Origin of the sequence: Curtobacterium sp. 260, assembly GCF_030803485.1 — a bacterium.
In the GTDB taxonomy this organism is placed as follows: domain Bacteria; phylum Actinomycetota; class Actinomycetes; order Actinomycetales; family Microbacteriaceae; genus Curtobacterium.
Genome location: NZ_JAURUY010000005.1, coordinates 133078 through 156763 on the forward strand (window position 1 = coordinate 133078; position 23686 = coordinate 156763).

Annotated in this window: 23 protein-coding genes; 3 read left to right on the forward strand and 20 right to left on the reverse strand. The window is 71.6% G+C overall.

Features of this window, described 5'->3' with window-relative positions; all coding sequences use genetic code 11:
• Window positions 1-33 precede the first annotated feature (33 nt).
• From J2X59_RS08400 to J2X59_RS08410, 3 genes are all read right to left on the reverse strand, one after another.
• Window positions 34-216, reverse strand: coding sequence for a hypothetical protein (locus J2X59_RS08400; RefSeq protein WP_066654557.1), 183 nt, complete (start codon window positions 214-216; stop codon window positions 34-36).
• A gap of 136 nt (window positions 217-352) precedes the next feature.
• Window positions 353-982 (reverse strand): 30S ribosomal protein S4, encoded by a 630-nt coding sequence (gene rpsD, locus J2X59_RS08405; RefSeq protein WP_066654559.1) that lies wholly within the window; start codon window positions 980-982, stop codon window positions 353-355.
• Between the two features lie 236 nt (window positions 983-1218).
• Entirely contained in the window at window positions 1219-2631 is a 1413-nt protein-coding gene (locus J2X59_RS08410) for a replication-associated recombination protein A (protein ID WP_326496421.1), read from the reverse strand.
• 129 nt (window positions 2632-2760) lie between these two features.
• Between J2X59_RS08410 and J2X59_RS08415 the strand changes: the two genes are divergently transcribed.
• Both J2X59_RS08415 and J2X59_RS08420 read left to right on the forward strand, forming a co-directional pair.
• Complete coding sequence (locus tag J2X59_RS08415) at window positions 2761-3573, forward strand: peptidylprolyl isomerase (RefSeq protein WP_326496343.1); 813 nt, start codon at window positions 2761-2763, stop codon at window positions 3571-3573.
• Window positions 3574-3722: 149 nt separating this feature from the next.
• The gene (locus J2X59_RS08420) at window positions 3723-4955 is read left to right on the forward strand and encodes a DUF349 domain-containing protein (protein WP_200884092.1); all 1233 of its coding nucleotides are present in this window, start codon (window positions 3723-3725) and stop codon (window positions 4953-4955) included.
• Window positions 4956-5195: 240 nt separating this feature from the next.
• Here the strand turns inward: J2X59_RS08420 and J2X59_RS08425 are convergent, their stop codons facing one another.
• The 5 genes from J2X59_RS08425 to J2X59_RS08445 all read right to left on the reverse strand — a co-directional run bounded on the left by J2X59_RS08425 (window position 5196) and on the right by J2X59_RS08445 (window position 8492).
• Window positions 5196-6158: a bifunctional riboflavin kinase/FAD synthetase gene (locus J2X59_RS08425; protein ID WP_066654563.1), complete on the reverse strand. Its 963-nt coding sequence runs from the start codon at window positions 6156-6158 to the stop codon at window positions 5196-5198.
• An 8-nt stretch (window positions 6159-6166) separates the two neighbouring features.
• Window positions 6167-6607: a hypothetical protein gene (locus tag J2X59_RS08430; RefSeq protein WP_311205463.1), complete on the reverse strand. Its 441-nt coding sequence runs from the start codon at window positions 6605-6607 to the stop codon at window positions 6167-6169.
• A 65-nt stretch (window positions 6608-6672) separates the two neighbouring features.
• Window positions 6673-7038: a hypothetical protein gene (locus J2X59_RS08435; protein WP_326496344.1), complete on the reverse strand. Its 366-nt coding sequence runs from the start codon at window positions 7036-7038 to the stop codon at window positions 6673-6675.
• Window positions 7035-7997, reverse strand: coding sequence for a tRNA pseudouridine(55) synthase TruB (truB, locus tag J2X59_RS08440; RefSeq protein ID WP_326496345.1), 963 nt, complete (start codon window positions 7995-7997; stop codon window positions 7035-7037). The genes J2X59_RS08435 and truB overlap by 4 nt, the downstream gene beginning before the upstream one ends.
• A 48-nt stretch (window positions 7998-8045) precedes the next feature.
• Window positions 8046-8492 (reverse strand): hypothetical protein, encoded by a 447-nt coding sequence (locus J2X59_RS08445; protein WP_326496346.1) that lies wholly within the window; start codon window positions 8490-8492, stop codon window positions 8046-8048.
• 52 nt (window positions 8493-8544) lie between these two features.
• Here J2X59_RS08445 and J2X59_RS08450 point away from each other — a divergent pair, with 52 nt between their 5' ends.
• Complete coding sequence (locus tag J2X59_RS08450; protein ID WP_442781422.1) at window positions 8545-9444, forward strand: A/G-specific adenine glycosylase; 900 nt, start codon at window positions 8545-8547, stop codon at window positions 9442-9444.
• A gap of 108 nt (window positions 9445-9552) precedes the next feature.
• On the opposite strand, the gene rbfA is transcribed toward J2X59_RS08450, so the two are convergent.
• The 12 genes from rbfA to J2X59_RS08510 form a co-directional block, all read right to left on the reverse strand.
• Entirely contained in the window at window positions 9553-10008 is a 456-nt protein-coding gene (gene rbfA, locus J2X59_RS08455) for a 30S ribosome-binding factor RbfA (RefSeq protein ID WP_326496347.1), read from the reverse strand.
• A gap of 89 nt (window positions 10009-10097) precedes the next feature.
• Window positions 10098-12959, reverse strand: a complete 2862-nt coding sequence (gene infB, locus J2X59_RS08460) for a translation initiation factor IF-2 (RefSeq protein ID WP_326496348.1) — start codon at window positions 12957-12959, stop codon at window positions 10098-10100.
• Window positions 12960-13034: 75 nt separating this feature from the next.
• Window positions 13035-13352 carry a YlxR family protein gene (locus J2X59_RS08465; protein WP_082687788.1) on the reverse strand — a complete coding sequence of 106 codons (318 nt, stop codon included), beginning with the start codon at window positions 13350-13352 and terminating at the stop codon, window positions 13035-13037.
• 99 nt (window positions 13353-13451) lie between these two features.
• On the reverse strand, window positions 13452-14447 hold the full coding sequence (gene nusA, locus J2X59_RS08470) for a transcription termination factor NusA (RefSeq protein ID WP_066654582.1): 996 nt from the start codon (window positions 14445-14447) through the stop codon (window positions 13452-13454).
• 143 nt (window positions 14448-14590) lie between these two features.
• Complete coding sequence (locus J2X59_RS08475; RefSeq protein ID WP_326496349.1) at window positions 14591-16345, reverse strand: proline--tRNA ligase; 1755 nt, start codon at window positions 16343-16345, stop codon at window positions 14591-14593.
• Window positions 16346-16383: 38 nt separating this feature from the next.
• Window positions 16384-17517, reverse strand: coding sequence for a flavodoxin-dependent (E)-4-hydroxy-3-methylbut-2-enyl-diphosphate synthase (gene ispG / locus J2X59_RS08480; RefSeq protein WP_126892096.1), 1134 nt, complete (start codon window positions 17515-17517; stop codon window positions 16384-16386).
• 50 nt (window positions 17518-17567) lie between these two features.
• A complete protein-coding gene (locus J2X59_RS08485) occupies window positions 17568-18143 on the reverse strand; it encodes a cysteine hydrolase family protein (RefSeq protein WP_326496350.1) in 576 nt (191 codons plus the stop codon).
• Window positions 18140-19588 carry a purine-cytosine permease family protein gene (locus J2X59_RS08490; RefSeq protein ID WP_326496351.1) on the reverse strand — a complete coding sequence of 483 codons (1449 nt, stop codon included), beginning with the start codon at window positions 19586-19588 and terminating at the stop codon, window positions 18140-18142. The genes J2X59_RS08485 and J2X59_RS08490 overlap by 4 nt, the downstream gene beginning before the upstream one ends.
• A gap of 47 nt (window positions 19589-19635) precedes the next feature.
• Entirely contained in the window at window positions 19636-20970 is a 1335-nt protein-coding gene (locus tag J2X59_RS08495; RefSeq protein WP_326496352.1) for a M50 family metallopeptidase, read from the reverse strand.
• 145 nt (window positions 20971-21115) lie between these two features.
• On the reverse strand, window positions 21116-22201 hold the full coding sequence (gene dxr / locus J2X59_RS08500; RefSeq protein WP_326496353.1) for a 1-deoxy-D-xylulose-5-phosphate reductoisomerase: 1086 nt from the start codon (window positions 22199-22201) through the stop codon (window positions 21116-21118).
• A 3-nt stretch (window positions 22202-22204) separates the two neighbouring features.
• The gene (locus J2X59_RS08505) at window positions 22205-23176 is read right to left on the reverse strand and encodes an FKBP-type peptidyl-prolyl cis-trans isomerase (RefSeq protein WP_326496354.1); all 972 of its coding nucleotides are present in this window, start codon (window positions 23174-23176) and stop codon (window positions 22205-22207) included.
• A 6-nt stretch (window positions 23177-23182) separates the two neighbouring features.
• Entirely contained in the window at window positions 23183-23659 is a 477-nt protein-coding gene (locus J2X59_RS08510; protein WP_326496355.1) for an OsmC family protein, read from the reverse strand.
• Window positions 23660-23686 lie beyond the last annotated feature (27 nt).

A 23686-nucleotide genomic window follows, 5' to 3' on the forward strand; every position in this document is an offset into this window, starting at 1 on the left:
GGAGGGTGCGTGGGAGCTGGGGCGCGGTGACGCTCAGGCGTCGGTGCGGAGTTCGGCCTCGCGGGAGCGGTACCCGTCGGCGACGGCGTCGGTGAACGCCTTCGTCCTGGCGTTCACGTCCGCGAAGAGGCGGGCGCCGCCGGGTGTGTTCGCGATCCGGTGCGCGGCGGCGAAGCCGATGACGACGCCGACGGCGACGAAGAACAGCTGCTTCACGGTGCCTCTCCCTCTCCCTCTCGCGCACGCGAGCGGTGCGTGCCCGAACGAGTGTAGTGGCGTGGGACGGCCGGTACGCCGAACGGCGGGCCGTCCTCCTGAGAGGACGACCCGCCGTTCGGGCGTGATCCGTGGATCAGCGAGCTGCGTAGTACTCGACGACGAGCTGCACTTCACAGGTCACGGGGACCTCGGCGCGCTTCGGGCGACGGACCAGCCGGGCCTGGAGCTTCTCGATCTCGACCTCGAGGTAGCCCGGGACCTTCGGCAGGACCTCGAGGTGACCACCGGCAGCGGCGACCTGGAGGGGCTCGAGGGACTCGGAGCGCTGCTTGACGTGGATCATCTGGCCCTCCTTCACGCGGAAGGAGGGACGGTCGACGAGCTTGCCGTCGACCAGGATGTGACGGTGCACGATCAGCTGGCGCGCCTGCGCGGTGGTGCGGGCGAAGCCGGCACGCAGCACGAGGGCGTCGAGGCGCTGCTCGAGGAGCTCGACCAGGTTCTCACCGGTCAGGCCCTTCGTCTTGCGGGCCTCTTCGAAGACGATGCGGAGCTGCTTCTCGCGGATGCCGTACTGGGCGCGCAGACGCTGCTTCTCACGGAGGCGGACGGCGTAGTCGCTGTCCGCACGACGGCGGGTACGGCCGTGCTCACCGGGGCCGTAGGGGCGCTTCTCGAGGTAGCGGGCCGCCTTCGGCGTCAGCGGGATGCCGAGCGCGCGCGAGAGGCGGGTCTTGCTGCGGGTGCGTGACTTGGTAGACACAGGGTCCTTTTCTCTGTCTGAACTGAATGACTCGCCGGACACGGCACGCACTCGTGCGCGCGGTCCCGGCGACGGGATCCAGAGGGATGAGCCTGTGGGATCGGACGGCTACAGTCCGAACCTCTGTCCCCGTCCCGCCGGAGCGGGACTCTGTCCTCGGCGCAGCCGCACGCGAGGACCAGGACGTAGGCCCGTCAACGATAGCAGCATCGAGAGGCCCGGAGAAGCACCGGGCGTCACTCGCCGCGGGTGATCTTCCGGAGTCGCTCGAGCCGGGGCCCGACCTCACGCTCGTACCCGTTGCCGGTCGGCGTGTAGTACTCCGTGCCCTCGAGGGCGTCGGGCAGGTACTGCTGCCGGGCGACCCCGTGCTCGGCGTCGTGCGAGTAGACGTAGCCCTTGCCGTGCCCGAGCCGCTTCGCGCCGGGGTAGTGCGCGTCGCGCAGGTGCGCCGGGACGACGCCCATCCGCCCGGCCCTGACGTCCGCCACCGCCGCGTTCACGCCGTTGTAGGACGCGTTCGACTTCGGGGCCGTCGCCAGGTAGACCACGGCCTCGGCCAGCGGGATGCGCCCCTCGGGCATCCCGATGAGCTGCACCGCCTGCGCGGCCGCGACGGCGATCGGCAGGGCCTGCGGGTCCGCCATGCCGATGTCCTCGGACGCCGAGATGATGATGCGCCGTGCGATGAACCGCGGATCCTCGCCGGCCTCGATCATCCGTGCGAGGTAGTGCAGCGCGGCGTCGACGTCGCTCCCCCGGACCGACTTGATGAAGGCGCTGATGACGTCGTAGTGCTCGTCGCCCTGTCGGTCGTACCGCAGCAGGGCACGGTCCACCGCGGCGGCCACCGTGTCGGCGTCGACCAGCGGCACCGTCTCGACGTCGTCGAGGGCGACGTCGAGGGCGACGTCGTCGCGCGGTTCGTCCTCGTCGTCGTCCGCATCGCCGGTGCGCGCCGCGATCGCGGAGGACGCGGCGGCCTCGAGCGCGGTGAGGGCCCGACGCGCGTCGCCGGAGGACAGCCGGACGATCGCCGAACGAGCGTCGTCCCCGAGGACGACCGAGCCGCCCAGGCCCCTCGGGTCCTCGACCGCCCGGTCCACGAGCATGCCGAGGTCCTCGTCCGTGAGCGGCTTGAGGGTGAGCAACAGGGAACGGGAGAGCAGCGGGGAGATCACGGAGAACGAGGGGTTCTCGGTCGTCGCGGCGATGAGGATGACCCACCCGTTCTCGACACCGGGCAGCAGCGCGTCCTGCTGGGCCTTGCTGAAGCGGTGGATCTCGTCGAGGAACAGCACGGTGGTCGAGCCGTACAGGTCGCGGTGCGTGAGGGCCTTCTCCATGACCTCGCGCACGTCCTTCACGCCGGCCGTCACGGCCGAGAGCTCCACGAACTCGCGACCGGACTGCCGCGCGATCGCCTGTGCCAGGGTCGTCTTGCCGGTGCCGGGCGGACCCCAGAGGATCACCGACACCCCGCCGGGGTTCTCACGCGTCCCGGTGGCGAGCTGCACCAGCGGACTGCCCCGCCCGAGCAGGTGCTGCTGCCCCGCGACCTCGTCCAGGCTCGTCGGACGCATCCGCACCGCCAGCGGGACGGACCCCTGAGCCAACCCGGCGCGACCACCCGTCGTGGGCGCGCGCATGCCCGATCGATCCGCTGCCATGCTCCGATGGTAGGCCGGACCGCCGACGTGCTGCGTGCCTCCAGGCCGGGCGTCCCCCGCGGTCCGCTACGCTCGTCGGCACAGTCGACGAGAGGTCCGATCAGCACCGTGGCACCGAAGAACCAGGCGCGCGACAACCGCGAGGCGCGTGAGCGGCTCCGTCTGTACCAGGCCCGACAGGGCCTGCACGACCGGCAGCGACGCCGGAGGGTGCGGGACAACGTCGTCGGCGCGGGTGTGCTCGTGCTCGTGGCGGCGCTCGCCACCGGGTCGCAGCTCGCCTTCGCAGGATCGCGGGCCGGCGATGCACCGGACGCGAGCGCGAGTGCCACGTCCACCCCGACCCCGTCGGCGAGTGCGACGGCCGGCAACACCGGGAAGGTGCCGAGCAAGGGCATCGCGGACCGGGCGACCTGGACCGGCACGCTGACGCTGAACAAGGACGTCGAGCTCGGCATCGAGCTCGACGGCGCGGCCGCTCCGCAGGCGGCGAGCGTGGAGATCGACCTCATCCGGAAGCAGTTCTACGAGGGCACCACCTGCCACCGGTTGGCCGACAGCGCCGACTTCCGGTTCCTGCAGTGCGGCTCGGCGAACGGCGACGGCACGGGTGACGCCGGGTTCCAGTACGGCCCGCTCGAGAACGTCCCGAGCGACGGCCGCTACGCCGAGGGCACGCTGGCGATCGCGCGCGGCGCGTCGCCGTACTCGCAGTCCACGCAGTTCTTCATCGTCCACGGCGACACGACGCTCGACGGCTCGACGGGCGGCTACACCGTGGTCGGCAAGGTCACGAGCGGGCTCGGCGACCTGGAGCGCGAGATCACCTCGAAGGGCATCGCGTCGGCGGGGTCCGACGGCACCGGCGAGCCGGAGGTCGCCACGACGATCACCGGCGCGACCATCCGGAAGGACGGCTGACCGGACCGGGTCGCCACGGACCCGGGTCCGCGGTCGTCCACAGCCCGCACGTCCCACTGGCCCCCGCGCCCCTCCGGTGCAATAGGCTGACGACCTGACCGTGCCGACGGGGACGTCGGTGATGCACGACCACGATCGAGGCGAGACCTGTGGGACCTGACGAAGCAACGACCTGGGGCCGGGTCGACGAGAACGGGACGGTGTACGTCCGGTACGACGACAGCGAGAAGGCTGTCGGCGAGTACCCGGACGCCACCCCGGACGAGGCCCTCGCGTACTTCGCGCGCAAGTACGCCGACCTCGAGGGGCAGGTGAAGATCGCCGAGCAGCGCGTCCAGCGTGGCGCCTCGGCGAACGACGTCGCCCGGACCGTCGAGCACCTGCGCACGCAGGTCGCCGAGGCCAGGGTCGTCGGCGACCTGAAGTCGCTCGAGAACCGTGTCGCGAGCCTGTCGGAGCAGGTGGGGTCGCTCACCAAGGAGCAGCAGGCACAGGCGCAGCAGGCGCTCACGGACGCGCTCGCGTACCGCGCGTCCCTGGTCGAGGAGGCCGAGTCGCTCGCCGCCGTCGACCCGGCCCGCGCGCAGTGGAAGCAGATCACCGCGCAGCTCGACGACGTGTTCGCCCGCTGGCAGCAGCACCAGCACGACGGTCCGCGCCTGCCGAAGAACGACGCGAACGACCTCTGGAAGCGCTTCCGTGCCGCCCGCTCGACGGTCGACCAGCACCGCCGTGCCTTCTACTCGGAGCTCGACGCGCAGCACCGCGACGCGCGGAACCGCAAGCAGGAGCTCGTGCAGCAGGCCGAGGCGCTCGCGACCCGCGGGACGGACGGCATCCCGGCCTACCGCGAGCTGCTCGACGACTGGAAGCGGGCCGGGCGCGCCGGCAAGCGCCACGACGACGCACTCTGGGCACGGTTCAAGGCAGCCGGCGACGTGCTGTTCGAGCAGCGCCACGCCGAGGCCGCCGTCGAGAACGAGGAGTTCAGCGCGAACCTCGTCGCGAAGCAGGCCCTGCTGACCGAGGCCGAGCCGCTGCTGCAGCAGACCGACCGCGTCGCCGCACGCCGGACCCTGACGGACATCCAGCGCCGGTGGGACGAGATCGGCAAGGTCCCCCGCGGCGACGTCCGCCGGATCGAGGACCGCCTGCGCGCGGTCGAGGACCACGTCCGGAGCCTCGAGGACGAGCACTGGAAGGCCTCGGACCCGGAGCGCAAGGCGCGACAGTCCGGCCTCGCCAGTCAGCTCGAGGACGCCATCGGCAAGCTCCAGGCCGAGCTCGAGGCCGCACAGGCCTCCGGGGACGCCCGCAAGATCACGGCGGCGCAGGAGGCCCTCGACGCCCGCAAGATCTGGCTCGACGCCCTCGGGAGCTGATCAGCACCGCGCAGGACGCCCCGTGACCGTTGATCGGTCGCGGGGCGTCCTGCGTCGCTGCGTGCTGCGAGCTGCGAGCTGCGAGCTGCGAGCTGCGAGCTGCGAGCCGAGTCTCGGGCTGAGCGACGGTGCTCGTGCTCGGACGCGCGAGACGTGTCGCTCAGGCCGAGACTCGCCCTCGGTTGGCCGAGACTCGCCCCTGGCTGGCCGAGACTCGCGCAGGGCGGGCCCGGCCCGGCGTCAGACCGGCGCGGGCAGTCCGAGCAACAGCCGGATGTCGAGGTCGTCCTGCCGCATCTGGGCCGCGAGCTCGTCCATCGACGAGAACGCGACCATGCCGCGGACGAACGACACGAACAGCACCGAGATGGTGTCCCCGTACAGGTCGATGTCGACGTCGAGCAGGTGCGCCTCGATCTGCTTCGCCGGGACGCCCTGGAACGTCGGGTTGTTGCCGACGGACACCGCCGCCGGGTACACCGTGCCCTCGTGCAGCACGCGAGCCGCGTAGACGCCGTCGGCCGGGACGAAGCCCTCGCACGCAGGGTCGAGGTTCGCCGTCGGGTACCCCATGGCCCGACCACGCTGGTTCCCGTGCACCACCGTGCTCCGGACCGCGTGCTCGCGCCCGAGCAGACGGGCAGCCTCGGCCACACGTCCGTCACCGAGCAGCTCGCGGATCCAGGTGGACGAGACGCGTCGCTCGTCAGCGGGGCGCACGTCGTCGCGCAGGTCGACGTCGTCGATCAGCTCGACGCGGAAGCCGTGCTGCTCCCCCAGTCGACGCAGGAGCGCGACGTCGCCGGCACCGCGGGCGCCGAACCGGAAGTCGCTGCCGACGAACACGAGCTCGGCGTGCAGGGTGCCGACGAGGATCTCGGAGACGAACGCCTCGGGGGCCTGCGACTGCAGGTCCTGGTCGAAGCGCAGCAGGAGCATGGCGTCGACCCCGATGCCCTCGAGGAGCTCGCGTCGCTGCGGGGTGCTCGTCAGCGCCGGCGGAACCCGGTCGGGGTCGATGACGCTGAGCGGGTGGCGGTCGAAGGTCACCACGGTGGACACCAGCCCGCGCTCACGGGCGGCGCGTTCGAGGTGCGCGATCACCGCCCGGTGTCCGACGTGGACGCCGTCGAACTTGCCGATGGTGACCGCACTCGGTCCGAAGCCCTGCGCCACGTCGGCGACGTCGTCGTAGTACTGCACGTCGATCCCTACTCGCCGACCGTCGCCGACGCACCAGCGGGTCCGGCGACGGCGGTGCGGTGGTGCTTGCGGAGCCACCAGAGCCCGGCGATCGGGAGCACGAGCGGTGCGAAGAGGTAGCCGAGGCCGTAGTACGACCACACGGTGTCGTCCGGGAAGAGCTGACGGTCGAGGAGCGACAGGGTGCCGACGACCAGCACGCCGGCCATCTCGAACCCGATGGTCACGCAGGCGACGCGGTACCAGGCACGGCCGGGGGCGATGAGCGCGATCATCGCCACGATGTAGACGACGGCGGCGACGGCGCTCAGCGTGTAGGCGAACGGTGCGAAGGAGAACTTCTCGATGATCTGGACGACGCTGCGCCCGGTCGCCGCGAGGGCGAGGATGCCGTACACGGCGATGAGGACGCGGCCGATGCCGGTCGCGAGGGAGGATCTGTTCGCCACGGCGACGAGTCTACCGACGACGGGTGACGCGCGCGGACGAGCGGGCACCGGCGACGACGGCGGGCTCAGTTCAGCGCGAACCAGATCTGGTACATGCGGTAGACCATCACCGCGACGGTGAACGCTCCGGCGCCGAGCACGACCGTGCTCCACTTCGTCCGGTCGATCAGGGCCCACAGGATCGCTGCCGGCGGTACGAGCAGCACCGACACGGCGTACACCCCGAACTCGAGCGCGTTGCCCTGCGGCGGACTGCCGACGGCGGGGAGGACGAGCGAGACCACGCCCTGCGCCAGGAGCAGCAGCTCGATGAGGCCGAGGGACCCGACGGTGTAGTCGTTGGGCTTCCAGCCGACGAACCCGACGACCACGGCGAACAGCCCGGCGACCACGGCCACCGCCAGCTGCACCCACATGAACCACTCGATCACGCGCGCGCTCCGTCCGTCGTCGTCCCGACGGTCGCCGGGGCCGGGAAGTTGGTGATGACCCGCAACCGACCGCGCCGCACCGAGACGAGGCCGACCAGCCGGTCGTCGTCCTGCGCGACCGCAGCGACCGGTCCGTCGTGGTCGGGGTGCTCGACCGCGACCCGCTTGCCGTCCGTGAGGTCCTTCGCCGCGGCTGCGTCGAGCGTGACGACGTCGAACAGTCGACGCGCGACGTCCGCCGGGCGTGCCAGGGCCGCCGCGACGTCGACCGATTCGTCCTCGAGGTCCACCGCGTCCGCGACGGCGAAGGGGCCGACGGCGGTGCGGCGGAGCGCCGTGAGGTGGGCGCCGGTGCCGAGGGCCGCCCCGACGTCACGCGCGAGCGCCCGGACGTAGGTGCCCGAGGAGCAGTCGACCACGACGTCGAGGTCCACGACGGGGACCGCTGCACCGTCGACGGTGACGGTGTGGTCGTCGCGGCCGGTGACCTCGAAGCGGGACACCGTGACGGTGCGGGAGCGCAGCACGACCTCCTCGCCCTTCCGGGCGAGGTCGTAGGCCCGTCGCCCGTCGACCTTGATCGCACTGACCGTCGAGGGCACCTGGTCGATCACCCCGCGCTGCGCTGCGACCGCACGCTCGATGGCGTCGTCGGACACGTCGGCGTCCGCGACCCCGACGGCTGACGTCGGCGTGCCGTCCGCGTCGTCCGAGTCCGTCCCGACGCCCAGTCGGATCGTCGCCGTGTAGGTCTTCCCGAGTCCGACCAGGTGCGTGAGGAGCCGGGTGGACGGTCCGGCGCCGAGCAGCAGCAGACCGGTCGCCATCGGGTCGAGGGTGCCCGCGTGGCCGATCTTCTTCAGGCCGAGGCGCCGACGTGCGATCGACACCACCCGGTGACTGGAGATGCCCTGCGGCTTGTCGACGAGGAGGATGCCGTCAGGCGGGGTAGCGAGCACCGGACGAGGGTACCAGCGACGTGCGTCAGCCCGACCTGCCCGGTGTGGTCAGCAGGCGTCGTTCCACTCGCGACGGGGGTGGTCCGGGTCCGTCACGTCGAGCACGGCCGAGGCGGCGATCTTGACGTCCGCGCGACGCTCAAGGCGGCCGTCCTCCTGCTCCACCCACAGCGACCAGCGCCAGAGCCCCCGCGGACCCGGTGCGAGCAGTCCCTGCCCGTGCACGACGAGCACGCCCTCCCCGGCCCCGGTCGTGCGGAACGGCGTCACGACGTCGGCGCGGAGGATGTCGAGGTCGGCGGACGGCGCAGCGGCAGCCATCGCGGACACCCCCTGCTGCTGGAAGGCCCCGACGAGCGCCGCGGCGACCCGTTCGAGGTCGGTGCCGTCCTGCCCGTCGATGCCGACGACGGTTCGGTTCGTCCCGACCTGCGCGATCACCTCGCTCGCGATCGCGGCCATCGTGTCGGTCTCCTGCGGTGCCCAGCGTGCCATGCACCCACCGTAGGCTGTCGTGGTGAACGCGAGCGGAGCCTCCCGACCGGCTGTGGAGAACCCGACGGACCGGAGCCGTCCCGACATCGCGTCCCCGCTGGTGGCCTGGTTCCGCGCCGAGGCCCGCGACCTGCCGTGGCGGCGGCCGGGGTTCCCCGCCTGGGGCACGCTGGTCAGCGAGATCATGCTGCAGCAGACGCAGGTCGCGCGGGTCGTCCCCCGTCTGGAGGCGTGGCTCACCCGGTGGCCGACGCCTGCGGACCTCGCGGCGTCACCCCCCGGCGACGCGGTCCGCGCGTGGGACCGGCTCGGCTACCCGAGACGGGCGCTCGCGCTGCACGCGGCGGCGACCGTGATCGCCGAGCAGCACGACAACGTGGTCCCGCGCGACGTCGACGCGCTCCTCGCCCTGCCCGGCATCGGTGACTACACCGCCCGCGCCGTGGCGGTCTTCGCGTACGGCGACCGGCACCCCGTGGTCGACGTGAACGTCCGCCGTGTGCTCGCCCGTGCGGTCCTCGGTGAGGGCGAGCCCGGACCGGCGAACGCGAAGCGGGACCTGCCGCTCATGGACTCGGTGCTCCCCGAGGACCGCGACACCGCAGCGGCCACGAACGCCGCGGTGATGGAGCTCGGCGCGCTCGTCTGCACCGCCCGTTCCCCCGCGTGCGACGCGTGCCCGATCGCCGACCGGTGTGCCTGGCGGGCTGCCGGGTACCCGGAGCACGACGGGCCCCGGGCCCCGAAGCAGGCGCGCTTCGCCGGCAGCGACCGCCAGGTGCGTGGTCTGGTGATGGCCGAGCTGCGCGCGAGTGACGTGCCCGTCACGCGCGACGAGGTCGACCTGGTGTGGCCGGACGCCGAGCAGCGAGCCCGGGCGCTCGCGTCCCTGCTGCGCGACGGACTCGTGGTCGGCGACGACGCGACCGGGTACCGCCTGCCCGACGCCTGACGGCCGCCCGGCCCGCCGCCTGACGGCCCCGTCCGCCCCGTGGCCGCCCGTCGCACGACGACGGCCGCCGGACGGGGTGTCCGGCGGCCGTCGTGGTGCTGCGGCAGGTCAGGCGCGCTCGTCGCGCTCCTCGTCCTCGTCCTCGTCCTCGTCGTGCTTGTACGGGTCGGCATCACCGGCGTACTGTGCGCCGGCCGACGCGGCGCGCACCTGCGCGTCACGCTGCTGCGCCTGGACGAGCAGGTCCTCCATGTGCGCCGACGTCTCGGGCAGGGCGTCCGCGATGAACTCCAGCGACGGGGTGAGCCGCGCCGTGATGTTCTTGCCGACCTCGCTGCGGAGCATCCCGGTCGCGGCCTTGAGCGCGGCGGCCGAGCCGGCACGCTCCTCGTCGGTGCCGTAGACCGTGTAGAACACCGACGCGTGCTGCAGGTCGCCCGTCACGCGGACGTCGGTGATCGTGACGAAGCCGAGGCGCGGGTCGCGCAGCCCCTTGTCGAGCCGCCGTGCGACGACTTCCTTGATGCGGTCCGCCATCTTGCGAGCGCGCTGCGGATCGGCCATGGGTGCCTCCTGGGGCAGGGAATCTACTGGTGGAACGGGACGGACCCCGCCCCTCCCGAGGGAGGAGCGGGGTCCAGGATAGCCAGGCGTCAGTCGCGCGGCTTCTCGACGAGCTCGGTGGTCTCGATCTCGTCGCCGATCTGGATGTCGTTGTACTTGCCCAGACCGATACCGGCCTCGAAGTCCGTGCGGACCTCGGTGACGTCGTCCTTGAAGCGACGCAGCGACTCGATGGCCAGGCCGTCGGCGAGCACCACACCGTCACGGATGACGCGCGCCTTGGCGTTGCGCGTGATCGTGCCGGAGCGGACGATGACACCGGCGATGTTGCCGAACTTCGAGGAGCGGAACACCTCGCGGATCTCGGCGACACCCGACTGGACCTCTTCGTACTCGGGCTTGAGCATGCCCTTGAGGGACTGCTCGATGTCCTCGAGTGCGTTGTAGATGACCGAGTAGAAGCGCACGTCGATGCCTTCGCGCGCCGCACGCTCGCGGGCCTTGACGTCCGGGCGGACGTTGAAGCCGACGACGATCGCGTTGTCGATCGTGGCCAGGTCGATGTCCGACTCCGTGATCGCACCCACACCGCGGTGCAGGATGCGGAGCTGGACGCTGTCGTCGACCTCGATGTCCAGGAGCGACTGCTCGAGTGCCTCGACGGCACCGGAGACGTCACCCTTGATGATGAGGTTGAGCGAGTCGACCTTGCCCTCCTCGAGAGCACGGGTGAAGTCCTCGAGCGAGATGCGCTTGCGGGCCTTGGCCAGCTGGGCGTTGCGCTCGGCCGCTTCACGCTTCTCGGCGATCTGGCGGGCCGTGCGGTCCTCCTCCGTGACCAGGAAGGTGTCACCGGCGCGCGGCACCGACGACAGACCCTGCACCTGGACCGGACGGCTCGGCGTCGCGGCCTTGACCGCCACACCGTTCTCGTCCGTCATGGCACGGACGCGACCGTAGGCCGTGCCCGCCACGATGGCGTCGCCGACGTGCAGCGTGCCGGACTGGATGAGCACCGTCGCGACCGAACCGCGACCCTTGTCGAGGCGGGCCTCGATCGCGACACCGCGGGCGTCCTTGTCGGGGTTCGCACGCAGGTCGAGACCGGCGTCCGCCGTGAGCAGCACCGCGTCGAGCAGGTCCTGGATGCCGACGTTGTTGCGCGCCGACACGTCGACGAACATGACGTCGCCGCCGTACTCCTCGGCCACCAGGTTGTACTCGGTGAGCTGCTGCCGGACCTTCGCCGGGTTCGCGCCCTCCTTGTCGATCTTGTTCACCGCGACCACGATCGGCACGTTGGCCGACTGCGCGTGGTTCAGCGCCTCGATCGTCTGGGGCATGATGCCGTCGTCCGCCGCGACCACGAGGATCGCGATGTCCGTCACCTGCGCACCACGGGCACGCATGGCGGTGAAGGCCTCGTGACCCGGGGTGTCGATGAACGTGATCGGACGCTCGATGCCCTCGTGCTCGGTGACGATCTGGTACGCACCGATGTGCTGCGTGATGCCGCCGGCCTCGCCCTCGACCACCTTCGAGTTGCGGATGGCGTCGAGGAGTCGGGTCTTGCCGTGGTCGACGTGACCCATGACGGTGACGACCGGGGGACGCTGCTGCAGGACGGAGTCGTCCTCGTCGGCGTACTCGGCGTCGATGTCGATGTCGAAGCCCTCGAGGAGCTCGCGGTCCTCGTCCTCCGGCGAGACGATCTGGATCTTGTAGCCGAGCTCCTCGCCGAGGACCTCGAACGTGGCCTCGTCCAGCGACTCGGTCGCCGTGGCCATCTCACCGAGGTGGAACAGCACGGTCACCAGGTTGCCGGGCATGGCGTCGATCTTGTCCGCGAAGTCCGAGATGCTCGCACCGCGACGGAGTCGCACGACCGTGTTGCCGTCGCCACGAGGGACCTGCACACCGCCGAGCGACGGCGCCTGCCGCATCTCGTACTCGGCGCGCTTCGTCCGCTTCGACTTGCGGGCACGGCTCTTGCCGCCACCGCGACCGAACGCACCGGCGGTACCACCACCGGGGCCACGACCGCGGCCACCGCCACCGGCGGGACGCGGACCGCTGAACGCCGGGCGCGGGAAGCCGCCACCAGCACCACCGGCACCACCCGGACGACCACCGGGGCCGCCACGACCGCCGCCCTGGCCCGGGCGCTGCCCGAAGCCGGGGGCACGGTTCGCCTGACCGGGGCCACCCGGACGCGGTGCGCCCGGACGGGGCACGCCGGGTCGCGGCGGGGCCGGACGCGGGATGCCGTTGCCGCCACCGGCACCGCCGGCGGGACGCTGGCCCATGCCCTGGTTGGACGAGTACGGGTTGTTGCCGGGACGCGGCGGGCGCGAGCCCATGCCCTGGCTGGACGCGTAGGGGTTGTTGCCCGGGCGTGCGCCGGGCTTCGGACCGCCGGGCTTGGGGCCGGCTGCGGAGCCGGGCTTCGGCGCGCCGCCCGGCTTGACGGCGTCGCTCTTCGGAGCGCTCGCGTCGTCGCCGGACTGCTCACCCGACGCTGCCTGCTCGGCAGCGGCGGCCTTCTCGGCGGCCGCGGCCTTCTGTGCAGCCTCGGCCTCGGCCTGGCGCTGCGCGACCGACTTCGGCGCGGCGGGCGTCGGGGTCTCGGCGGCGGGCGCCTCGACCTCGGGCTCGGCCTTCGGCGCGGGAGCCGGACGCGCCGGACCCGGACGGGGACCGCCGGGCTTCGGGGCGCCGGACCGCGGGGCAGCGGCCTTCGCGGAAGCGCTCGGGCTCGCCGAGGCCGCGGGCTTCGACGCCGTCGAGGCGCCGTCCGCCTGCAGCGCAGCACGGAGCTTGCGCGCGACGGGGGGTTCCACACTGGAGCTCGGGCCCTTGACGAACTCGCCGAGTTCCTTGAGCTTCTCCATTGCGGTCTTGCTGTCGACACCGAGTTCGGATGCGATCTCGTGTACGCGTGGTTTTGCCACTGTTCTCCTTCACGGGTCCCACCCCGCGAAGGGGGCAGGACTCACTGGATGACGGGTCTCACTTCGAGCCGCTCATCAGTTGTCCATAAGCCGTTCAGCCTGTTCTGTCGTGTCCCGGTGACGCGCCTGCTCTTCGGCGCTGAGCGCCTCGAGGTAGTCACGTACCGCTGACGTGTCCGGTTCACGGTCGAGCCGGAGCGCGCGGCGGTAGGCCCTGCGCTTGACGGCCTGATCGTGTGCTTCGACGGTCGGGGTGAGCCAGGCTCCCCGCCCCGGCATGACTGCCTTCGGGTCCGCCACGACGCGACCGTCGCTCAGGGCGACGACACGGAGGAGGGAGGACCGGGGAGCACGACGACGACTGCCGATGCATGTTCTGACGGGAACCACCATACTCCTTGCCTCCGACCACCGCGATCCGGCGCGCCCGGACGGGCCACGCCACCAGCGAAACGGTGCCGGGCGACGAGCGTCGCCCGACACGGTCGTGTCCTACTCGTCGCCGTCCAGGATCGAGTCCGGCTGGATGTCGATGCGCGCACCGGTCAGCTTCGCGGCGAGACGGGCGTTCTGCCCTTCCTTCCCGATCGCGAGCGACAGCTGGTAGTCCGGCACCAGGGCACGGACCGCCTTCGTCGACGCGTCGAGCACGAACGCGCTCGTGACCTTCGCGGGCGACAGTGCGCTCGCGACGAACGAGGCCAGGTCGGACGAGTAGTCGACGATGTCGATCTTCTCCGCACCGAGCTCCGTCGTCACGGCACGGACGCGCGCACCGAGCTCGCCGATGCAGGCGCCCTTCGCGTTGACGCCCGGCTCGTTCGCCTTCACCGCGAGCTTGGTGCGGTGCCCGGACTCACGCGCGATCGACGTGATCTCGACCACGCCCGACGCGATCTCGGGGACCTCGAGCGCGAAGAGCTTCCGGACCAGGCCCGGGTGGGTGCGCGAGACCGTGATCTGCGGGCCCTTGGCACCGCGGCCGACGCTCGTGACGTAGACGCGGATGCGGTTGCCGTGCTTGTACTCCTCGCCCGGCACCTGCTCCTCGGGCGGCAGGATCGCCTCGACCGTGCCGAGGTCGACGTGCACCATCTTCGGGTTCGGACCCTGCTGGATCACGCCCGCGACGATGTCGCCCTCCTTGCCACGGAACTGGCCGAGGATCTTGTCGTCGCCGATGTCGCGCAGACGCTGGTTGATGACCTGCTTCGCGGCGAAGGCGGCGATGCGGCCGAAGTCGCTCGGCTGGTCGACGGCCTCGCCGACGACGGTGCCGTCCTCGTCGCGCTCCGGCACGTAGACGGAGACCTCGCCGGACTTGCGGTCGAGCTCGACACGGGTCTGGGCGTCGACGGGCTCGTCGTTCTCCGCGCGGTGCTTCTGGTACGCCGTCAGGATGGCGGATTCGATGATGCGGACGAGTTCGTCGAACGGGATCTCCCGCTCGCGCTCCATGAGTCGCAGGACTGCGAGGTCGATCTTCACCGAGGTGCCTCCGTGTTCAGCTGAGTCGCTCCTGCGGGTGGAACTGCGCAGAAGTCGGCTACAAGCGTACCCCAGAACCACGAGACGGACCGGAGCCGCGGTGCCGGTCGACACCGCGCCTCCGGTCCGTGGAGGGGTTGCGATCAGATCGCGCGGACCGCCTCGAGCAGCTCGGCCACCGGGACGTCCCGACGCTCGCCCGAGCGGCGGTCCCAGAGCTCGACCACACCGTCGGCGGCGTTCCGCCCGGCGACGACGACGACGGGGACGCCGAGCAGCTCGGCGTCGCGGAGCTTCACGCCCGGGGACACCTTCGGACGGTCGTCGTACACGACGTCGTACCGCTCGCCCTCGAGGCTGTCGATGAGCGACGCAGCGAGGTCGTACGCGACCTGGTCCTTGCCCGTCGCCACGACGTGGACGTCGAACGGCGCGACCTCCTTCGGCCAGGCCAGGCCCTTCTCGTCGTTGTGCGCCTCGGCCAGGATCGCCATGATGCGCGTCACGCCGATGCCGTACGACCCCATGGTGACCGTCGCGAGCTTGCCGTTCTCGTCCTGCACCTTGAGGTCGAGCGCCTCGGCGTACTTGCGGCCGAGCTGGAAGACGTGACCGATCTCCATGCCGCGGGCGGTCTCGAGCGGGCCGGAGCCGTCCGGAGCGGGGTCGCCCGCACGGACGTCGGACACCTCGGCGACGCCGTCCGCGGAGAAGTCGCGACCCATCACGAGGCCGGAGACGTGGACGCCACGCTCGTTCGCGCCGGTGATCCAGCTCGTCCCCTCGACCACGCGCGGGTCGACGAGGTAGCGGATGCCCGACGGGCTCGCGGAGCCGAGCACCTGCGGGCCGATGTAGCCCTTCACGAAGACGCCCGGGTGCTTCCGGAAGTCGTCGTCGCCGGCAGCCTCGACCTCGGCCGGTGCGAAGGCGACCTCGGCGCGCTTCAGGTCGACCTCGCGGTCACCGGGCAGTCCGACCACGACGACCTCGCGGTTGCCGTCGAGGTGGGTCAGCGCCAGCACGACGTTCTTCAGCGTGTCGGCAGCGGTCCACGGTGCGCCGTCACGCGGGGCGACCTCGTTCGCGTGGGCGACGAGCGTGTCGATCGTCGGCGTGTCGGCAGCGGGCAGGAGCACGGGCTCGGGCTGCCCCGCGATCGGCAGGGCGTCGGGGACGGGCGTGACGTACGCCTCGACGTTCGCCGCGTAGCCGCCGGCGCTGCGGACGAAGGTGTCCTCGCCGACGCCGATCGGGTGCAGGAACTCCTCGGACTTCGAGCCGCCCATCGCGCCGGCATCGGCCGCGACGATGACGTACTCGAGGCCCAGGCGGGCGAAGATCTTCTCGTAGGCGTCGCGCATCACCTGGTAGCTGCGGTCGAGCCCCTCGTCAGTGAGGTCGAACGAGTACGCGTCCTTCATCGTGAACTCGCGGCCGCGGAGCAGACCGGCGCGCGGGCGGGCCTCGTCGCGGTACTTGTCCTGGATCTGGAACAGCGTGACGGGCAGGTCCTTGTACGAGCCGTACAGGTCCTTCACGAGGAGCGCGAACATCTCCTCGTGCGTCGGCGCGAGCAGGTAGTCGGAGCCCTTGCGGTCCTGCAGGCGGAACATGCCGTCGCCGTACTCGGTCCAGCGGTCCGTCGCCTCGTAGGGCTCGCGGGGCAGCAGCGCCGGCAGCAGGACCTCCTGCGCACCGGCGGCCACCATCTCCTCGCGGATGATGTCCTCGATCTTGCGCCGCACCCGCAGGCCGAGCGGGAGCCACGCGAAGATGCCCGGGGACTGACGACGGACGTACCCGGCGCGGACGAGCAGCTTGTTGCTCGTCACCTCGGCGTCGGAGGGGTCGTCGCGGAGCGTGCGGAGGAAGAGATGGGAGAGCCGTGTGACCACGGACGCAAGCCTAGCGGCGCGCGTCCGACGACGGCGGCTCAGGTCGTCGTGACGACCTGCGGGGTCCCGGTGGCGGCGTCCGGACCCATCTCGTCGGCGATGCGGTTCGCCTCCGCGATCAGCGTCTGCACGATCTCCCGCTCCGGGACGGTCTTGACGACCTGCCCCTTCACGAAGATCTGTCCCTTGCCGTTGCCGGAGGCCACGCCGAGGTCCGCCTCGCGCGCCTCGCCCGGGCCGTTCACGACGCAGCCCATCACGGCGACGCGCAGGGGCACGGTCATGCCCTCGAGGCCCTTCGTCACGTCGTTGGCCAGCTGGTAGACGTCGACCTGTGCACGGCCGCAGCTCGGACAGGAGACGATCTCGAGCTTGCGCTCACGCAGGTTGAGCGACTGCAGGATCTGCAGGCCGACCTTGACCTCCTGCGCGGGGGGCGCGGAGAGCGAGACGCGGATGGTGTCGCCGATGCCCTCGGCGAGCAGGATGCCGAACGCGGTGGCGCTCTTGATCGTGCCCTGGAACTCCGGCCCGGCCTCGGTGACACCGAGGTGCAGCGGCCAGTCCCCCGCGGCGGCGAGCTGACGGTACGCCTTCACCATGACGATCGGGTCGTTGTGCTTGACCGAGATCTTGAAGTCGTGGAAGTCGTGCTCCTCGAAGAGCGATGCCTCCCACACGGCGGACTCGACGAGCGCCTCGGGCGTGGCCTTGCCGTACTTCTGCAGCAGGCTCGGTTCGAGCGACCCGGCGTTGACACCGATGCGCAGCGAGACCCCGGCGTCCTTCGCGGCCCGGGCGATCGCACCGACCTGGTCGTCGAACTTCCGGATGTTGCCCGGGTTCACGCGGACGGCGGCGCACCCGGCGTCGATCGCCTGGAAGACGTACTTCGGTTGGAAGTGGATGTCGGCGATGACCGGGATCTGCGACTTCTTGGCGATGATCGGCAGTGCGTCGGCGTCGTCCTGGCTCGGGACCGCGACGCGGACGATGTCGCAGCCGGACGCCGTGAGCTCGGCGATCTGCTGCAGCGTCGCGTTGATGTTCGTCGTCGGCGTCGTCGTCATCGACTGCACAGAGACCGGCGCGTCACCGCCCACGAGGACCTTCCCCACCCGGATCTGCCGCGACTTCCGACGCGGGCTCAGGGTTTCGGGGACTTTCGGCAGACCGAGGTTCACTGCTGGCACGGATGTGACTCTACGCGCTCCTGGTGACGTCACACCTGGTCGGTGACCAGGTCCGCCCCGCGGTCCACGACCGTGATGAGCGGCCCGTACAGCCGCATGAGCGCGAGGGCACGCTCGTGGTCCTCGTCGCTCGCGCCGGCGCACGCGTCGGCGACGACCGTGACGGTCGCTCCCGCGTCCGCCGCAGCGAGCGCGGTGGACACGACGCAGCAGTCGGTGGACACCCCGGTGAGCACGAGGTGCGGGTGCTCGCCGACGACGGCCCGGAGGCCCGCTCCCCACTTGCCGAAGGTCGGCTCGGTGACTGTGGGGTCGCCGTGGGCCGTCGCCGCAGCCGAGAAGGGGGCGGTCAGGTCGTACAGGGGGTCGGTGTCGGGCACGAGCGCGAACGACCACTCGCGGTAGTAGGGCACCCACGCGCCCTGCGGGCGCTCGGGCGCGACGAACCGGGTGAACACGGTGCGCCCGGCGAACCGCGGGAGCAGCCGTCGCGTCCCGGCAGCGGCGTCGTCGTACCGCGGTGTCGCCCACGGGCTGTCGCCGGTGAAGACCTCCTGCAGGTCGATCGCGACGAGCCAGGCGTCGGCGGGCACGACGACGCTCATGCGTCGTGCTCCTGGCGGCGGATCGTCCCGCGCGCCGTGAGCAGCGTGCCGGCGAAGCCGACGACCAGGGCGACGAGGACCCCGAGGTTCGCGTACGCCCAGGCGCCCTCGCGGCCGCCGAGGCCGAACGGTCCCAGCAGGTACCCCTGCCAGTTGAGCCACGCGGGCACACCGTACGTGTTCGTGACGAGTCCCCAGCCGAGCACCGTGCCGAGCAGGACGAGCCCGATCGCGGCCCAGCGCACGTCCCCGTAGCGACCGCGGACGTCGTCGAGCTCGCCGTCGGCGTAGGCCCGACGCCGCAACACCACGTCGGCGACGAACACCCCGGCCCACGCGGCGATCGGGACGCCGAGCGTGACGAGGAACGCCTGGAACGGCGAGATGAAGTCCTTCGCGAAGAAGACGACGTACACGGCGCCGGCGACCATGAACACGCCGTCGACGCCCGCCGCGACCGGACGCGGGATCCGCACGCCGGCGCTGAGCAGCGCCAGGCCCGACGAGTAGATGTCGAGCACGGCACCGCCGACGAGTCCGAGGATCGCCACGAGGGCGAACGGCACGAGGAACCAGACCGGCAGGATCGTCGTCAGCGCGCCGATCGGGTCCGCGCCGATCGCGGCGTTCAGGTCCTCCGACGAGCCGGCGAGCAGGACGCCGACGACGACGAGGACCGCGGGCGCCAGGGCGCCGCCGAACGTCGTCCACCAGACCACGCCGCCCGTCGAGGACGTCCGCGGGAGGTACCGCGAGTAGTCCGCCGCCGCGTTGACCCAGCCGAGGCCGAAGCCCGTCATCACGAGCACCAGCGCGCCGATGACGTTCTGCGCGCTGCCCGCCGGCAGGGCGCCGAGGGTGCCGAGGTCGATCGAGGGCACCGCGAGGACGACGTACACGACGGTGAGCACGGCGGTCACGACGGTGATGACGGTCTGCAGCCGCATGATCACGTCGAAGCCCGCGATCCCGGCCCCGACCACCAGGGCCGCCACGACGACGAGGGCGACGAGCTTCGTCACCACACCGTCGTCCCAGCCGAGCTCGCGGAACACCGTCGAGGTGGCGAGCACCGCGAGCGACGCCAGTGCGGTCTCCCACCCGACCGTCAGGACCCAGCTGAGGAACGACGGCAGCCGGTTCCCCCGCACGCCGAAGGCCGCGCGGCTCAGCACCATCGTCGGAGCCGACCCCCGCTTGCCCGCGATCGCCACGATGCCGCACAGCAGGAACGAGAAGGCCACCCCGACGACGGACACGATCGTGGCCTGCGCCAGGGAGATGCCGAAGCCGAGGACGAACGAACCGTAGCTCAGCCCGAGCACCGACACGTTGGCGGCGAACCACGGCCAGAACAGCCCGCGCGGGCGCCCCTTCCGGTCGGACTCGGCGATGACGTCGATGCCCTGGCGCTCGACGGCGCGGACCTCTGGCGCGGTGCTCATGCGCCGAGCGTAGTGGGCAGCGCGACCCGCGTGCGCGAGCGGCCGCGCTACCCGAACAGGTTCACGGGACGCACGATGTCGGCGTAGATGAGCAGCGCGCTCATCCCGGCCAGCAGCACCACGACGACCATCGTCAGCGGCATCGACTTCGCCAGGTCGATCGCGCCCGGGTCCGGCTTGCCGACGAGCACGTACGCACGGCGCTTCACGGCCTCCCACAGCGCACCGGCGATGTGCCCGCCGTCGAGCGGCAGGAGCGGCACCATGTTCAGCACGAACAGGCCGATGTTGAGCGAGGCGAGCAGCCCGAGGATCGTGTACGCCTTGTCGACCACCGGCACGCCGCTCATCGACGAGACCTCGCCGATCGCCCGACCGACGCCGACGACCGACACCGGGCTGTCCTGGGACCGCTCCTGCGCGCCGAAGGCCGCGTTCCACACCGCGACCAGACGCTGCGGGAGGTCGATGATGAGGTGCGCCGACGCGGCGATCTGCGTCCCGGTCGCGGGCAGCACCGCCGCCGGCGACTGCCGGACCAGCGACTGCCCGATGCTGACACCGACCACGCCCACGCGCTGGGTCTTCGTCGAGCCGTCCGCGTTCTTCGCGACCGTGCCCTGCTCGGTGACGACGTCGCGGGTCGCGAGCTGCGGCGTGACCTCGAGCGTCCGCCGCTGGCCGTCACGCTCCACGACGACGCTGACGCTCTCCCCTGCCGACCGCTGGAACACACGGGACACCTCGGCGATCGTCGGGTCCTGCTGCCCGTCCACCGCGAGCACGACGTCGCCGTCGCGGATGCCCGCCTGCTTCGCGGGCGATTCGGCATCCCCGGCGGTGCAGGTCGTCGCGTTGCTCGTCGGCAGCACGCAGTCGACGCTCGACGTGAAGGTGGTGGTCGGCGCGCCGAACCCGCACAGCAGCACGCCGAACAGCACGATGCCGATCACCAGGTTCATGGCGGGCCCCGCGACCATGACGATGATCCGCTTCCACGGCGTCAGCCGGTAGAACGCGCGGGAGTCGTCGCCGCCGGAGTCGGCGATCTGCTCCGCGCTGGCCTGGCGGGCGTCCTGCACGAACGCGCCGTACATGCCGGTGTTCGTGATCGCGTTCGGCCGGCCCGATGCACGCGGCTTGAGCATGCCGACCATGGAGATGTACCCGCCGAGCAGGATCGGTCGGATGCCGTACTCGGTCTCCCCCCGTCGGAAGGACCAGATCGCCTTGCCGAAGCCGAGGGAGTACTGCGTGACCTTCACCCCGAAGAGCTTCGCGAACGACAGGTGTCCGAGTTCGTGGAGTCCGATCGAGACCAGCAGGCCGACGATGAAGACGACCACGCCGAGGACGAAGAGGAGCACGGATTCGACGGTCACCGTCAGAGGGTACGGGACCCTTCCCATGACGGAGCCGAACGCGCCCTGAGAGGTCTGCCGTGCCTCCCGGCCGGCCTGGAGGCACGGATCACCGTGGGCGCACCCGTCGCGCGACCGCACGGCGGGCTCGCGACGCCCCGGTGCGTCAGCGGGCCAGCAGGCGGTCCGCCGTCACGCGCGCCCAGCGCTCCGCCGCCAGGACGCCGTCGAGGGAGGACTCCCCCGCGGCGTGCTCGTCGACGACGCGACGGACGGTGTCGACGATGTCGAGGAAGCCGATCGCACCCGCGTGGAACGCGGCGACCGCCTGCTCGTTCGCCGCGTTGAAGACCGCCGGGAAGGTCCCACCCAGCACGCCCACGTGCTTGGCCAGGTCGACGGCGCCGAACGCCTCGGCGTCGAGCGGTTCGAACGTCCAGGTGCTCGCGGTCGTCCAGTCCAGCGGGACCCCGACGCCGGGCACCCGGTCCGGCCAGGCGAGGCCGAGCGCGATGGGCAGCCGCATGTCCGGCGGTGAGGCCTGGGCGATCGTCGAGCCGTCGACGAACTCGACCATCGAGTGCACGATCGACTGGGCGTGCACGGTGACGTCGATGCGGTCGTAGGGCACGTCGAACAGCAGGTGCGCCTCGATGACCTCGAGCCCCTTGTTCACCAGCGTGGCGGAGTTCGTCGTCACCACCAGGCCCATGTCCCACGTCGGATGCGCGAGGGCCTCGGCCGGGGTGACGTCGCGCAGGCTCTCCCGTGAGCGTCCACGGAAGGGCCCGCCGCTGGCGGTGAGGACCAGGCGGCGCACCTCCGCGTCGGAACCGGAGCGCAGCGCCTGCGCGATCGCGGAGTGCTCGCTGTCGACGGGCACGATCTGCCCGGGACGGGCGGCGGCCTGCACGAGCGCACCGCCGACGATCAGGCTCTCCTTGTTCGCCAGGGCGAGCGTCGCACCGGACTCCAGCGCAGCGAGCGTCGGGCCGAGGCCGACGGAACCCGTGATGCCGTTGAGCACGACGTCCGCCTCGACGCTCCGGACGAGGCGTTCGGCGTCGGCCGCGCCGAAGGCGGTGTCACGGACGTCGAACCGCTCGGCCTGTTCGGCGACGAGGGCACGGTTCGTGCCGGCGGTCAGGCCGACGACCTCGAAGCGGTCGGGGTTCCGGGCGACGACGTCGAGGGCCTGGGTGCCGATCGAGCCCGTGCTGCCGAGGACGACGATGCGACGCCGGGTCGGCACGGGTCAGCCCTTGGCGAGGACGTCGACGACGAAGACGAGGGAGGCGTCCTTCGGGATGCCCGAGCCCTCGGGCGGGTTCGAGCCGTAGGCGTCCTCGGGCGTGGTCACGATGAGGACCTGGGACCCGACCTTCTGCCCGACGAGCCCGGTGACGAAGCCCTTGATGAGCGAGCCCTCGGAGACGGTGAAGGTGGTCGGAGCACCCTTCGACCACGAGGAGTCGAACTCCTTGCCGTCCGCCAGGGTCACGCCCTTGTACTGCACGAGCGCGGTGTCACCGTTCTCGATCGTCGCGCCGTCGCCCTGCTTGAGGACCTCGACCTCGGTCTTCGACGGGGCCGTCGCACCGGACGGGATCGTGATCTCCGGCTCGCCGCTCGCCTTGTCCTCGACCGTGGGCAGCGACGGGTCCTGCGTCTGCGGCGTGCCGGTCGCCTTCGTCGGGGTCTGCGCGACGACGTCCGCCACGACGACGATCTCGCCGCCGGTGTTGAAGCCGAGCGCCGACGACTCGCCGACCACCGCGACCCGGTCCCCGACCTTCGTGCAGGCGAGCAGCGCGCCGAAGCCGGTCCCGCCGACGGAGAGCACCTGCGGGTTGCCCTGGTCGAACCCGACCGCGCCGAGCTTCGAGGCGTCCGAGGCCTTGTAGACGGCGTACGAGACCTGGGCGAACTCGCCGCTCTTGAGCGCCTTGCCCGAGCCCTGCACCACCGTCGTGGCCTGCGGGGTCTCCGCGCTGAGGCCCTTGTCGAAGGTGACCTTCGGCGCCTCCGACCCGGCGACCGCGCCGGTGACCTCGATGCGCTTCGACGCCGAGCCCGACTCCGGGCACGACGAGATGGGCGTCGCCGTGGCGCTGGAGGACGCGCTGGGCGAGGCCGAGGCGTCACCCGAGCCGTTCCCGGAGCAGGCGGCGAGTCCGAGCACGACGGCTGGGACGATGGCGATCGGGAGCAGGCGGAGACGCTTCACGAGGACCTATCCTGCCGCACGCACCTTGGTGACGGGCGTGTGGTGGACGGGGAACGCCACCGACCGCGCGATGAAGCACAGGCGGTTCGCCTCGGCGTGGGCGGCCTCGGCGTCCGCGACGAGGTCGGCCTCGAGCACGGTGACGACGGGGTGGAGGGTGACCTCGGTGACCTCGCCGGTGCCGTCGCGGTGCACGTCGAGCGAGGCCGTCGCCGTGTCCTCGTAGTCGACCACGGTGAAGCCCCGCTGCACGGCGACGTACAGGTAGCTCATCATGTGGCACTGGGCGAGGGCGCCGAGCAGCATCTCCTCGGGGTTCCACCGGTCGCGGTCGCCGCGGAACGCGGGGTCCGCCGAACCGGCGATGGCGTGCTTGCCCGGCGCCGTGACGTCGTGGTCGCGGCCGTAGTCGCGGTAACCGCTCGTCCCGGTGCCGCGGTCACCCGTCCAGCGGACGGAGACCTCGTACGTGTGGTCGGTCACGGTGCGCTCCTTCGTGCGTGCTGCTGG

Coding starts and splice junctions, on each gene's coding strand:
- J2X59_RS08410 (WP_326496421.1), bottom strand. CDS start 2,631: ATGCGCGCGCCCACGACGGGTGGTCGCGCCGGGTTGGCTCAGGGGTCC.
- J2X59_RS08445 (WP_326496346.1), bottom strand. CDS start 8,492: ATGGCACGCTGGGCACCGCAGGAGACCGACACGATGGCCGCGATCGCG.
- rbfA (WP_326496347.1), bottom strand. CDS start 10,008: ATGGCCGATCCGCAGCGCGCTCGCAAGATGGCGGACCGCATCAAGGAA.
- J2X59_RS08465 (WP_082687788.1), bottom strand. CDS start 13,352: ATGGTGGTTCCCGTCAGAACATGCATCGGCAGTCGTCGTCGTGCTCCC.
- J2X59_RS08485 (WP_326496350.1), bottom strand. CDS start 18,143: ATGAGCGTCGTCGTGCCCGCCGACGCCTGGCTCGTCGCGATCGACCTG.
- J2X59_RS08490 (WP_326496351.1), bottom strand. CDS start 19,588: ATGAGCACCGCGCCAGAGGTCCGCGCCGTCGAGCGCCAGGGCATCGAC.